The sequence below is a fragment of the Geodermatophilus sp. SYSU D01176 genome, assembly GCF_054050015.1.
In genome coordinates this window covers 34,097-48,325 of record NZ_JBJGYN010000002.1, presented here as the reverse complement: position 1 = coordinate 48,325, position 14,229 = coordinate 34,097, and the positions used below count along the sequence as shown (strand labels likewise).

Sequence of the window (14,229 nt, the reverse complement as noted above, 5' to 3'; positions counted from 1 at the left end):
CAGGTGTGCCGCCGATCGGGGCGCACATCCAGATCAAGGGCGGGCTGGCCAGGGGCGGCCTGGCCTACACCGACGCCGTGGCCGCGCGGGCCGTGCAGGTGTTCGTCGGCAACCCGCGCGGCTGGAAGCTGACCGCGGGCGACCCGGCGCAGGACGCGCTCTTCACCGCCGGCTGCGCCGAGCGCGGGGTGCCGTCGTTCATCCACACCCCCTTCCTGGTCAACGTGGGCTCCCCCACCGAGGCGACCGTCGAGCAGTCGATCGCCTCCATCGCGCACAACCTGGCCCAGGGCGCGCAGCTCGGCTGCCAGGGGGTCGTCGTGCACGCCGGGTCGGCGGTCGGTGAGGACCGCTACGAGGACGCGCTGCGCCAGCTGCACGAGCGGCTCCTGCCGGTGCTCGACGCCGCGCCGGACGACGGCCCGCGGCTGCTGGTCGAGCCGACCGCCGGCGGCGGGAAGTCGCTCGCGGCCACGGTGGAGGACCTCGGCCCGTACTTCGCCGCGCTCGAGCACCACCCGCTGCTCGGCGTCTGCTTCGACACCTGCCACGCGTGGGCGGCCGGCCACGAGCTGACCGTCCCCGGCGGGATGGCCGCGGCCCTCGACGCCCTGGAGGCCACCGTCGGCCCCGGCCGGCTGGGCCTGGTGCACGCCAACGACTCGCTCGACGCGTGCGGCTCCAAGCGGGACCGGCACACCACCATCGGTGAGGGCTCGATCGGGGTCGCGCCGTTCGCCGAGCTGCTGGCCCACCGGTCGATGGCCGGCGTCCCCGTCGTGGTGGAGACGCCCAGCGAGCGGGACGGCGTGGCGTCGGCCGGGCACGCGGCCGACATCGCGCTGCTGTGCGCACTGCGCGACGGCACCGTGGCCGGCGAGGCCTCCGCCGCCTGAGCCCGATGGCCCGGAGATCGGTCCGCGACCTCCACTGGCCCACGGGCCCGGCCTCCGGCGGCGCCCTCCCTCACCCACCGTGTACGACCGACACCGTTGATGAAATCAACCCTGCTAGTGTATTGATGCTCCCGCAGAACCATTCACGTGATCCTGACCGCGGATGTCCCGCTCGATGACGTCGGTTCATCCAATCCGCAGCATGTTGTGAGCAGATCGTGCTGGGTGGCAGACATGGGCATGCCGGAGGGGCGTCACCGGACCCCCGAATTTGCGCGTCTGATCGACGTCCGGCAGGCCGTGAAACGCTACGAGAGTGCCGCCGGGGTGTTCACCGCACTCGACGGCGTGAGCCTCCGGATCGATCCCGGCGAGTTCGTGGCCGTGATCGGGAAATCCGGCAGCGGTAAATCGACACTCCTCAACATCATCGCCGGTATCGACCGCCCGACGTCAGGAGCGGTGTTCGTCGACGGCACGGCCGTGCACTCCCTCCGCGAGCGGCGGATCGCCCCCTGGCGTGGGCGGACGCTCGGTGTCATCTTCCAGTTCTTCCAGCTGCTGCCCACGCTCACCGTGATCGAGAACGTCATGCTGCCGATGGACTTCTGCCACACGTTCCCCCCGCGGGAGCGGCGGGAACGGGCGATGGACCTGCTGGTCCAGGTCGAGTTGGCCAACCATGCCGACAAGCTCCCCACGGCACTGTCCGGCGGCCAACAGCAGCGCGTGGCGATCGCCCGAGCGCTGGCGAACGACCCACCGATCCTCCTGGCCGACGAACCGACCGGGAACCTCGACTCGCAGACCGCCGGCGCGGTCTTCCGCCTGTTCGAGGACCTGGTGGAGGCGGGCAAGACCATCCTGATGGTGACGCACGACGCCGATCTGGCGCGGCAGGTCACCCGGGCCGTCGTCCTCCGCGACGGGCAGGTGGTCGACGAGGTCACGAACCAGCGTCCGTCCCTCGTCGGAAGGACCTGATGACCCGCCCCCGCTGGCGCAAGGTGCTACGCGACCTCCGGGGCAACAAGACGCGCACGTTGCTGGTCGCGCTGTCGATCGCCGTCGGCGTCTTCGCCGTCGGCACCACGGCCGGCACCTGGGTCGTGATGTCGCGCGATCTGTCGGCCGACTACGCCGCGATCGACCCCAGCAGCGCGATCCTCTTCACGGCACCCTTCGACGAGGAGCTGATCCGCTCCGTACAGGACATGCCGGACGTGCGTGAGGCAGAAGGCCGCGCCAGCGTCGTCGTGCGCCTGCAGATCCGACCGGACGAGTGGCGCAACCTGCGGCTCGAGGCGATCGACGACTTCGACGACATCCGGCTCAACAAGGTCAGGCCGGAACGCGGAGCGTGGCCGCCGCCGGAGGAGCAGGTGCTCATCGAGCGCGCCGCGCTCGGACTGACCGATGCGGACGTCGGCGACTCCCTGGTGATCCGGCCGTCCGACGGCACCGAGCGCGAGCTGCGCATCGCCGGCCTCGCCCACGACCTGAACAAGGTCCCGGCCTCGTTCTCCGGAACGCCGTACGGGTACATCACCTTCGACACGCTCGAACGGCTCGGCTACCCCCGCGCCTCCAACACGCTGCACCTCCTCGTCGACGGCAACACCGCCGACGAGCGACACGTCCAGGCGGTGATCGACGACGTCAGGGACGAGGTCGAGCAGAGCGGGCGGACCGTCGACTGGATGTGGATCCCCGAGCCGGGCACGTTCGCCGCCGACGACGTCCTGCAACCGATGGTCGTGGTCCTCGGTGCGATCGCCCTGCTCTCGCTGCTGCTCAGCGGCTTCCTGGTCGTCAACACGATCTCGGCGCTGCTGATGCAACAGGTGCGCCAGATCGGCATGATGAAGTCGATCGGGGCGCGCAACGGCCAGCTCGTGCGGCTGTACCTCGGCCTGGTGCTCATCCTCGGTCTGATCGCCCTGTGCATCGCGATCCCTCTGGCCTCGGTGGCGGCGTACGGGATCTCCCGGTACCTCGCGGGCCTGATCAACTTCGATTCCACCGGCTTCCGCATCCCCGTGCAGGTGCTCGGCCTGGAGATCGCCGTCGGTCTGTTGGTGCCCCTGGCGGCAGCGCTGTACCCGGTCGTCTCCGGCGTCCGCATCACCGTCCGGGAGGCCCTCGGCTTCCACGGCGTCGGGGGCGGCCAGTTCGGGCGGAGCCGCGTCGATCGGGTGATCCAGCGGATACGCGGGCTGTCCCGTCCACTGCTGCTCTCGCTGCGCAACACACTCCGGCGCAAGACACGACTGGTCCTCACGATCGCGACGCTCACTCTCGGGGGAGCCATCTTCATCGCCGTCTTCAGTATCCGCGCATCCCTGCTCACCACGCTCGACGAGTCGATGTCCTACCTGAACTACGACATCAGCGTGGACTTCGACGCGGCCTACGACGGCGGGACGATCGAGCACACGGCGATGCAGGTACCGGGCGTCGCGGCAGCGGAGAGCTGGGGCAGCAGCACCGCGCGCCAGGTACGTCCGGGCGGGAGCGAGGGCTCCAGCTTCGAGCTCGATGCGCTGCCGGCCGACACCGATCTGCTCCGTCCGGTCATCCTGGAGGGACGTTGGCTGCGCCCGGAGGACGACCGCGCGATCGTGCTGGACACCGACGTGCTGGCGAACGCACCGGACATCGGCGTGGGCGACGAGATCACGCTCAGGATCGAGCGGCGGGAAACGACCTGGGAGGTCGTCGGCATCGCCCAGACGACGCTGTCCGCGACGTTCATCCGGATCGGCACGGGCTACGTCGACCTCGACGACCTCTCGGGTGTCGTCCCGCCCGCGGAGCTCGACAGCAGCCTGCGCGTCGGGACGACACAGCACGACGCCGCGTTCCAGACGTCCGTCGCCACCGCACTGCAGGACCGGTACGACGACAGCGGCACGGGGACGACGTCGATCAGGACGACAGCAGCGAACAACGAAGCGATCCGGTCCCAGTTCGACGTGCTGACCGTCTTCCTGTCGATCCTGGCGACGCTACTGGCCGTCGTCGGTGCGCTGAGCCTGATGGGCACCATGAGCATGAACGTCCACGAGCGCGCGCGGGAGATCGGCGTCATGCGCGCCATCGGCGCATCGGACGGCGGAGTGCTGAAAATCTTCGTGGTCGAGGGCATCCTCATCGGCTTGCTCAGCGCTCCCGTCGGCGCTGCCCTCGCGGTGCCGATCAGCACGGCGCTGAGCGACGTCGTCGGAGAGGAGTTCACCCGCGCGCCGCTGAGCTACACCTTCTCGCTGGGTGGCGCCGTGTTCTGGGTCGCGCTCGTCGGCATCCTCGCCGCGCTGGCCAGCCTCCTCCCCGCGTGGCACGCCGCACACCTGAGCGTGCGCCAGGTGCTCGGCTACGAGTGACCGCGACGCGGCCCGGAGGTGGCAGCCGTCGCTCGCGGCCGTGACCCGGCGACGAGCCCCCGTCGCCACCGGCCGGCTCGCACGCGTTCGAGCCGGCCAGCCGCAGCTACGCACGGTCCGACAGCGGGAGCCGGTGCGCCGCCACGACCGCCGACGCGCCGACACGGTGGCTTTCCGATTCCATTCCGGCGCGGTTCTCCATTGACAGCAGCGCGCCACGACGGGACGGTATGCGGACTTCGGCGGACCTCCCTTGATGGGATGAGGACGATGAAACGGACCTGACGACGTCGATCCAGCCAACCGCTGCCAGGTGCTTCCGCCGGGGTGCATGGCCTCCCTGTCCCGCTCGATCGAACCACTTCCGCAGCGCGATCCCGGCGTAGCTGCGGGTACCGCGGCGACCCACTGCCACAGCATGGGCCCATTCCGCATGCACTTTCTCGGGAATTCTCCGAGATGCCGGTCCTCGCCGTCGATTCCACACATCTCCACCCCGCGTGACCACGGCACAGCCGAGAAGACGCCGGCCGTCGGTCACGTCCCCTGACGACCCGACCTGCCCGGCCCCGCGACGGCGTGGATAGGCCCGGGATCCCCACCCAGCAGCGCAGCAGCTGGGTCGTCAGCGCGCCCGTAGATCGCCCAGCCGAACGACCCGTTCCCGTCGGCGGTGCAACACGCCGGCTCGCATCGAGGGAATGACGGATGAGCCAGCCTGAGAACGACACGACGCTCCGCCCCGGTCACGAGGTCCGCCCCGGTCACCGGACAGAACCGATCGCGATCATCGGGATGGGGTGTCGTCTCCCGGGCGGAGCCGACGATCCGGCACGGTTCTGGCGCCTGTTGACCGACGGCGTCGACGCCATCACCGAGGTACCCGAGGACCGCTGGCACGTCCGCGCCTTCTACGACCCCGATCCGGCCACTCCGGGCAAGACATATGCCGCCAGGGGCGGGTTTATCCGCGGTGTCGACGAGTTCGACGCCTCGTTCTTCGGCATGTCCCCACGTGAGGCGACGCGAGCGGATCCGCAGCAGCGCCTGCTCATGGAGGTCGCATACGAGGCGATCGAGGACGCCGGGATGGCACCGGAGCGACTTGCCGGGACGAACACCGGCGTGTTCATCGGCATCGCGACCCTCGATTACGGCGGCATCCAGACCAGCACGATCGAGCGCCGTTCGATCAACGCCTACACGAACCTGGGACTGGCGCTCTGCATCGCCGCCAACCGCCTCTCCTACCTCTTCGACCTGCACGGGCCGAGCCTGGCAATCGACACCGCCTGCTCCTCGTCGCTCGTCGCCACGCACATGGCCTGCCAGAGCATCTGGAACGGCGAGTGCGACGTGGCGCTGACCGGTGGCGTGAACCTGATCCTCAGGCCGGAAGGGACCATCGGGTTCAGCAAGGCGGCCATGCTGGCCCCCGACGGCCGGTGCAAGAGCTTCGATGCGAGCGCCAACGGATACGTCCGCTCGGAAGGCGCCGGTGTGCTCGTCCTGAAGCCGGTGTCCCGAGCCCTGGCCGACGGTGATCCGATCCACGCCGTCATCCAGGGCACCGCCGTCAACCAGGACGGCCGCACCGCCGGCATCTCACTGCCCAACGGCGCCGCTCAGGAGGCGATGCTCCGCGACGCCTACCGCCAGGCCGGGATCACGCCGGAGCGAGTCCAGTACGTCGAAGCCCACGGCACCGGCACACCGGTGGGCGACCCGATCGAGCTGAAGGCGATCGGCGCCGTCCTCGGCCGTGACCGCGCCGCGCAGGACACGTGCGTCGTCGGCTCGGTGAAGACCAACGTCGGTCACCTCGAGGCGGCATCGGGTGTCGCCGGGCTCATCAAGACGGTGCTGAGCCTCGAGCACGGACAGATCCCGCCGAATCTGCACTTCACGACACCGAACCCCGACATCCCCTTCGACGCCCTGCACCTGCGCGTGCCCCGGACCGTCGAGCAGTGGCCGGACACCGGCGCGGGACCACGGCTGGCCGGTGTGAACTCGTTCGGGTTCGGCGGCACCAACGCCCACGTCATCCTGGGCGCGGCTCCCCGTCGCCCCGACGAGCGCCTCGACGACGGGCCGGACGACGGCAGGCGCGGTGCCCGCGCGCTGCTCGTGCCGTTGTCCGCTCGCAGCCCCGAGGCGTTGGCGGCCCGCGCCCGGTCCCTCGTGTCGTTCCTGACGGACCCGGCCTCGGGTGGCGAGGTGTCGCTCTCCGACATCGGCTACACCACCAGCCTGCGACGAGGGCACCACGACCACCGCCTGGCGGTCGTGGCCCGGTCCACGGAGGAACTGGTCGAGCGGCTGGACGCCTTTGCGGCGGGACAGGCACGACCGCACATGTCGTCCGGCCGTGGTGTGCCGGGGCGGGCGCAGCAGCCGGTCTTCGTGTTCTCCGGCATGGGCCCGCAGTGGTGGGCCATGGGACGGCAACTGCTCGACGACGAACCCGTCTTCCGCCAGGTGATCGAGCAGTGTGACGCCCTGCTGCGACAGCATGCCGAGTGGTCGCTGTGGGACGAGCTGACCGCTGAGGAGACGCGCTCGCGCATGAACGAGCCCGCCGTCGCACAACCCGCCACGTTCGCCCTCCAGGTCGCACTGGCGACGCTCTGGCGATCCTGGGGCATCGAGCCGGCGGCCATCGTCGGGCACAGCGTCGGCGAGGTCGCCGCCGCACACGTCGCCGGTGTGCTGGACCTGGCGGACGCCGTCCGGCTGGTCTTCCACCGCAGCCGCCTGCAGCAGCAGGCCACCGGGCAGGGGAAGATGCTGGCCGTCGGGCTGCCGGTCGAGGAGGCCGAACGCCTGCTGGCCGGCCGTGAGGACCATGTCTCGATCGCGGCGGTCAACAGTCCCGCTGACGTCACGCTGTCCGGGAACGCCGCCGTCCTCGAGGACATCGCGGCGTCCCTGCAGCCGGCGATGACCTTCTGCAGCTTCCTCCAGGTGGACGTGCCGTACCACAGCCCGCGCATGGACCCGCTCAGGTCCGAGCTGCACGCCTCGTTGCACGACCTGCGTCCCCGGCCCGCCACGATCCCGTTGTTCTCCACCGTCACGGGCCGATCGGTCGAGGGTCCCGAACTCGGCGCCGCCTACTGGTGGGACAACGTGCGCGAGCCGGTGCGGTTCGCGGCGGCGATCGACGCGCTCCTGGACGCGGACCACGACCTCTTCCTGGAGATCAGCGCACACCCGGTGCTGGTCACGTCGATCGCGAAGTGCACCGCAGCGGCGAGGCGGGAGGCGACCGTGCTGCCGTCGCTCCGGCGCGAGGAACCGGAACGGGCGCAGTTGCTGGGCACCCTCGGCAAGCTCTACACCTCCGGCTACCCGGTCGACTGGCAGCGGCAGTACCCCGAGGGGGGCCGGCTGGTACGGCTGCCGTCCTACCCCTGGCAGCGGGAGCGCTGCTGGCACGAGTCGGACCGGGGCCGGCGCGAGCGGCTCGGCGCGAAACGGCACCCCCTGCTGGGCAACCAGGTGGAGGCGGCGTACCCCGTCTGGCACGCCGAACTCGACACCGAGACGCTCCCCTACCTGGCGGACCACCGCATCCAGGACACCGTGGTCTACCCCGCGGCGGGTTACGTGGAGATGGCCCTCGCGGCCGCGCGGGAAAGCTCCGGCCAGCGGCCGTACGTCGCGGAGGACATCGCGCTCCAGCGGGCCATGTTCCTGTCCGGCGGGCACCCGCTCGCGGTGCAACTGGTCCGCAGTCCGGGCCAGGCGTCCTTCGACGTCTACAGCCGCGCCGACGGAGCGGACCAGGAGTGGGTGCGGCACGCGACCGGCAGGCTGGGCCGGGCGGACGACGGCGAGGCTCCGGCGAGCACGCCCCTGGAGCTCATCCGCGGCCGCTGCGGTCGCGAGATCGCCAAGGACCACGTCTACCGGCTCTTCGCCGCGGCGGGCATGCAGTACGGCCCCCGCTTCCAGGGCATCGAGCGACTCTGGATCGCCGAGGACGAGGCGCTGGGACAGGTCGAGCTCCAAGCCGCACCCGAGGACGACTTCGACGACTACGAGGTGCACCCGACGATCCTGGACGCCGCGTTCCAGGTGCTGCTGGGCGCGGTCGCGTCGAGGAGGACGGCCCGGGCCGACGCGGCAGGTGCCTACCTGCCTGTGCAGATCGACCAGGTCCGGCTGTTCGACCGCCCCGGTCGCCGCGTCCACGTCCACGCCCGGCTGGTCGACCACGGCCCGTCGCGGATCACGGGCGACATCCGACTGCTGGACGAGACCGGGACCGTCCGGGCGGAGGTCCGGGGATTCGTGTGCCGGCCGGTCGGACGCGGTACCGAGCGGTGGGACAACTACCTGTACGAGTACCAGTGGAAGTTGAAGCCGCGCTCCGGTTCCGGGGACGTTCGCCGCCCGCCCGACTACCTCCCCTCCCCCTCGGAGATCGTGGATCGGCTGCGGCCGGTGGCGGCCGGTCTGGCGGAGCGGCTCGAGCGCAGGCAGTACTACGAGGAGCTGGAGCCGCAGGACAGCGTCCTGGCTCGGGCCTACATCCTCCGGGCACTCCGGCGACTCGGCTGGCGACCGGACGTCGACCGCCGCTCCACGTCGGACGCGCTCGCCGACCGGCTCGGCGTCGTGCCGCAGCACCGGCGGCTGTTCGAACGGTTGCTCGGCATCCTGGCGGAGGACGGGCTGCTCGAGCACACCGGCGGCCACTGGCACGTCGTCGGCACCCCCAACGCAGCCGATCCGGGCTTGATCTGGCGGGAGCTGTGGACGCGGTTCCCCGCCTACCAGGCGGAACTCACGCTCATCCGTCAGTGCGGCGACAAGCTGGCGGAGGTGCTCCACGGTGACGTCGACCCGCTCCAGCTCATCTTCCCCCAGGGGTCGCTGACGACGTCCGAACACCTGTACCAGGACGCACCGACGTACAGGATCTACAACTTGCTGTCGCAGGAGGCGGTCGCGCAGGCGCTGGCACGCCTGCCGGAAGGCCGCACCGTGCGCATCCTGGAGGTCGGCGGGGGCACCGGCGGGATGACCTCCTACGTCCTGCGCAAGCTGCCGGCCGACCGGACGACGTACGTCTTCACCGACATGACGCAGTTCCTGCTGGCGCACGCCGAGCAGAAGTTCCACGCGCACCCCTTCGTCCAGTACCAGGTCCTCGACATCGAGGCGGATCCGGTCGCGCAGGGGTTCGAGCCGCACTCCTTCGACCTGGTCGTCGCATCGGACGTGCTGCACGCCACCCGCGATCTGCGCCGCACGTTGACGAACGTCACGGCCCTGCTGGCCTCCGAGGGACTGCTGCTGCTCCTGGAGGGGACCAGGACCCCCCGCTCGGCCACCCTGATGTTCGGCCTGCTCGAGGGCTGGTGGCGCTTCGAGGACGTCGGTCTCCGCGGATCGGACCCCTGGATCCCGCAGACGGTGTGGCAGCAGGTACTCTCCGACGTCGGCTTCACCGACGTCGCCTGGGTGACCGACACCGAACCCGTCGACCGCGCCGTGCACTCGGTCCTGCTGGCGCGCGGCCCCGTCGTCCAGCCGGCGCCCCAGGACGGCGAGTCAGCCGCTCCCCCCGCCGGGGAGCCGGGTCGCTGGTTGGTCCTCGCCGACAGCACCGGCGTCGGACGTCAGGTGGCCGATCGACTCCGGAGCTCCGGCGCGACGCCGATCCTGGCATCCGCCGGCGACACGTACCGGCATCTCTCCGCCGACCGCTTCGAGGTCCGGCCGGCACGGATCGACGACATGCGGCAGCTGGTCGAGGACGCCTGCGCCGAGGGGCAACCGTGCCAGGGCGTGATCCACCTGTGGAGCCTCGACACGCCACCACCGGAGCAGACCACGACAGCCGCACTCGAGGCGGCGCAGGGACTGGGCACCACCAGCGCGCTCCACTTGGCGCAGGTCCTCGCCGGAGCGGACGGGACGGAGAGTCCACGGCTCTGGCTGGTCACCCGAGGTGCGCAGGTCGCGGGCGCGTCGGCCGGAATGGTCTCGGTCGCCCAGGCCCCCCTGTGGGGCCTGGGCAGGGTCATCGTCAACGAGCACCCGCAGCTCCACTGCACCCTGGTCGACCTCGGCCCGGACGCCTCCTCCGAGGAGATTGGGTCGTTCGTCGAGGAACTGCGGACACCCGACGGGGAGGACGAGGTCGCGCTGCGCGGCGAGGCCCGTTACGTCCACAGGCTGCGGAACGTCCCGCTCGCAGCGGTGGCCGGCCGGCACCAGGACGTCGTCCCGCACGGAGCGCGACCGTCCTTCCAGGTCGAGATCCCCCGACCAGGCGTCCTCGACAACCTGGCGTTCGTGGCGGCCCCGCGCACCGAGCCCGGCCCCGGCGAGGTCGAGATCGAGGTGCACGCGGTCGGCCTCAACTTCAAGGACGTCATGATCACCCTGGGGTTGCTGCCGGACGACGCCCTGGAGGGCGGGTACACCGGCAAGGCGCTCGGGATGGAGTGTTCCGGGACGATCAGCGCAGTGGGCGCGGGCGTGGACGGGCTCGCGGTGGGCGACGCGGTGCTCACGTCCGCCCCCGGGGCGTTGCGGACCCACCTGACCATCGACGCGCGGTTCGTGGTCCCCAGGCCGGCGCACACCGGCTTCGAGGACGCTGCCACGATCCCGATCACCTTCCTCACCGCGTACTACTCCCTGCACCACCTGGGCCGCATGCAGGCCGGCGACCGGGTGCTCGTCCACGCCGCGGCCGGCGGGGTGGGCCTGGCGGCGATCCAACTGGCCCAGCGGGCCGGGGCCGAGGTCTTCGCCACCGCCGGCACCCCGGGCAAGCGCGACCTGCTCCGGGCGATGGGGGTGGAGCACGTGATGGACTCCCGGTCCCTGGCCTTCGCCGACGAGGTCATGCGGTCCACCGGCGGCCGAGGCGTTGACATCGTCCTGAACTCGCTGGCCGGTGAGGCGATCCCCAAGAGCCTGTCGATCCTGGGCGCCTACGGGCGGTTCATCGAGATCGGCAAGCGCGACATCTACGAGGACAGCAAGCTCGGGCTGCGCCCGTTCCGGAACAACCTGTCACTGTTCGCCGTCGACCTGGACAAGCTGTGCGCCCAGCAGCCCGACCTCGTCCGATCGTTCCTGCACGACATCATGCAGGGCTTCGCCGACGGCTCCCTCCACCCGCTGCCGCACCGCGTCTTCCCCGTCCCGGACACCGTGAGCGCCTTCCGCTACATGGCGCAGGCCAGGCATACCGGCAAGGTCGTGGTGTCCATGCACGAGGACGTCCCGGTCACGCCCCGACCGAGGGCCCCGCTGGCGCTGCGGGACGACGGCACGTACCTGGTCACCGGCGGCCTGGGCGGATTCGGTCTGGCCGTCGCACGGTGGCTCGCGGACCACGGGGCGCGCCACCTCGTGCTCGTGGGCCGCAGCGGTCTCTCGTCGGCCGCGGCCGAGGCGGCCGTGACGGCTCTGCGCGAGTCCGGGGTCGAGGTGATCGTCGCCGCGGCGGACGTGACGGCGGAGTCCCAGGTCGCCGCGCTACTGGGCGAGATCCGCCGGACGATGCCACCGTTGCGTGGTCTCGTCCACGCAGCCATGGTGCTGGACGACGCGCTGCTGCCGCAGCTCGACGCAGAGCGCATGCGAGCGGTGATGGCACCCAAGGTGCTCGGCGCCTGGAACCTCCACACGCAGACCCTCACCGATCCCCTCGACTTCTTCGTCTCCTTCTCCTCTTTGACGTCGATGATCGGCAATCCCGGACAGGGCAACTACGTGGCGGCCAACGCGTTCCTGGACGCTCTCGCGCACCACCGAAGGCTCCAGGGGCTGCCGGCGCTGACCGTGAACTGGGGGGCGGTCTCCGAGGTCGGGTACGTCGCGCAGAACCCGGAGATCGGCGAGAAGCTCGACCACGTGGGCGTGAAGTCCCTGCCCGCGCACCTGTTGCTGAGGATCCTGGGCGAGCTCCTCCGGCACGACGCGGTGCAGATCGGTGTGGGGCACATCGACTGGCCGCGGCTGGCGAAGGTGCACCTGATCCGATCGACGCCGCGCTTCGCCCACCTGATCGAGGCCACGCCGGGGGACGACGGGGACGGAGCCGCTGCATCGCTGGTCGACGCGCTCCTGGCCGTTGACCCGTCGGAGCGTCGAGCGTTCCTGTCGACCCAGATCCGGGACCAGCTGGCCCGCGTGCTCGGGATGTCACCGGAGAAGCTCGACGTCGAGCAGCCGTTGCTCAACCTGGGACTCGACTCCCTCATCGCCGTGGAGATCGGCAACCAGATCGAGGCCATGGTCGGCGTCGAGGTGCCGACCATGAAGTTCATGGAGGGCCTGAGCATCGCAGGCCTGTCGGCGTACGTGTTCGAGCAGCTGGGCGGAGAGGTGGCGCCCCCGGCCACGGCACCGTCGGAGCAGCCGACGGCGGAGCAGGTTCTCGAACAGGTCGCGCAGCTCTCCGACGAGGAAGTGTCGGCGATGCTGCAGGGGATGGTGGCCGGCGAGGTCAGCGAGGAGGCCAAACCGTGAGCCAGCCTCCTCCCGACCTGTCTGCGCTGTCCCCGGCGGAGAAGCGGGCGCTGCTGGCGCGACTGCTCGAGCAGAGGGCACGGGGCGTTCCGACGGCCGCGCCCGCGCCACCGCCGCCCAGGCGCGCACGCGACCGGTTCGCGGCTCGTGTCTCCGACCTGGCCGACGAGGTGGAGCTGGATCCGGCCATCCGACCGGACGATCCGCCCGGCGGACGGCCGGCCGAGCGAGCACACGTGCTCCTGACCGGCGCCACGGGCTTCCTGGGGGCCTTCCTGCTGCACGAACTGCTCGAGCAGACCGGAGCAGTCGTCTCCTGCCTGGTGCGCGCAGCCGACGTGGAGGAGGCGCGACGGCGGATCCAGCGGAACCTCGCGTACTACGTGCCGGATCGGGAGGATCGCCGACCACGCGTCGTCCCCGTCGTGGGCGACCTGTCGAGACCGCTGCTCGGCCTGACCCACGAGCAGTTCGACGACCTCGCGGCGCGCATCGACGCCGTCTACCACAACGGCGCCGCCGTCAACTGGATCTCCTCCTACAGCCGTCTGAGGCCCGCGAACGTGGCGGGTACGCAGGAGGTGCTCCGTCTGGCCAGTCGGGGACGGGCCAAGCCGGTGTACGTCGTCTCCTCGCTCTCGGTCTTCCCCCTGGCCGGTGGGCCCGGGGACGCGGTCGTCCGGGAGCAGGACAGCCTCGACCACGGCGGCACCCTCTTCGGCGGGTACACGCAGAGCAAGTGGGTCGCCGAGAAGGTGGTGACCGTCGCACGGTCCCGGGGCCTGCCCGTGGCCGTCTATCGACCCGGCATCATCACCGGGCACAGCGGAACCGGCGCGTGGAACACCGACGACTTCGTCTCCCAGCTCGTGAAGAGCTGGGTCGAGCAGGGCATCGCTCCTGACCTGGACGGCGCCATTGACATGACGCCGGTCGACTACGTCAGCAGGGCGATGGTCCACCTGTCGCTGTCCGACCAGGCGCTCGGGAGCGTCTTCCACCTCGTCAACCCCCGGCCGGTCCACCTGCGCGAGCTGGTCGACTGGATCCGCTCGTCGGGCTATCCGCTGGAGCTCCTCCCGTACGACGATTGGAGGGCCGAGCTGCTCCGCCGTGCCGGGCGTGCCGACGGACGGGCGGTGTCCCCGCTGACGCCGCTCTTCTCGGCGGCCCCGACGGCCCCCCCACCGGAACAGGACCGGCCGGCGTCGGCGGCTCAGGACACGGTGGACCGGATCGGCAGCCTCATGGCCACCCAGTACGCGGCACGGTCGGTCCGGTTCGACGACCAGCAGGCACGGGACGGACTCGCCGGCACCTCGATCACGTGCCCGCGGATGGACGAGGACGTGTTCGCACGCTACGTGTCGCACTTCGTCCGGACCGGCTTCCTCCGCCCACCGGTGCTCGCCGATCGACGGGTGCTCGTCGGTCCCCCGGACTGA

5 protein-coding genes are annotated in these 14,229 nt (G+C 70.9%); all 5 read left to right on the top strand.

What is annotated here, in order from left to right; all coding sequences use genetic code 11:
• The first annotated feature begins 5 nt into the window (after positions 1-5).
• The 5 genes from ACI78Z_RS01775 (at position 6) to ACI78Z_RS01755 (ending at position 14,229) form a co-directional block, all read left to right on the top strand.
• Positions 6-896, top strand: coding sequence for a deoxyribonuclease IV (locus ACI78Z_RS01775; RefSeq protein WP_457034799.1), 891 nt, complete (start codon positions 6-8; stop codon positions 894-896).
• A 147-nt stretch (positions 897-1,043) separates the two neighbouring features.
• Positions 1,044-1,880, top strand: coding sequence for an ABC transporter ATP-binding protein (locus ACI78Z_RS01770; protein ID WP_457034798.1), 837 nt, complete (start codon positions 1,044-1,046; stop codon positions 1,878-1,880).
• Positions 1,880-4,279: an FtsX-like permease family protein gene (locus ACI78Z_RS01765; protein WP_457034797.1), complete on the top strand. Its 2,400-nt coding sequence runs from the start codon at positions 1,880-1,882 to the stop codon at positions 4,277-4,279. Before ACI78Z_RS01770 ends, ACI78Z_RS01765 begins: the two co-directional genes overlap by 1 nt.
• Positions 4,280-4,987: 708 nt before the next feature.
• Positions 4,988-12,784 (top strand): SDR family NAD(P)-dependent oxidoreductase, encoded by a 7,797-nt coding sequence (locus ACI78Z_RS01760; protein ID WP_457034796.1) that lies wholly within the window; start codon positions 4,988-4,990, stop codon positions 12,782-12,784.
• Positions 12,781-14,229, top strand: coding sequence for a thioester reductase domain-containing protein (locus tag ACI78Z_RS01755; RefSeq protein ID WP_457034795.1), 1,449 nt, complete (start codon positions 12,781-12,783; stop codon positions 14,227-14,229). Before ACI78Z_RS01760 ends, ACI78Z_RS01755 begins: the two co-directional genes overlap by 4 nt.

Bases quoted from the DNA above. Each gene is read 5' to 3' on its own strand.
- ACI78Z_RS01760 (WP_457034796.1), top strand. From the start codon at position 4,988: ATGAGCCAGCCTGAGAACGACACGACGCTCCGCCCCGGTCACGAGGTC.
- ACI78Z_RS01765 (WP_457034797.1), top strand. From the start codon at position 1,880: ATGACCCGCCCCCGCTGGCGCAAGGTGCTACGCGACCTCCGGGGCAAC.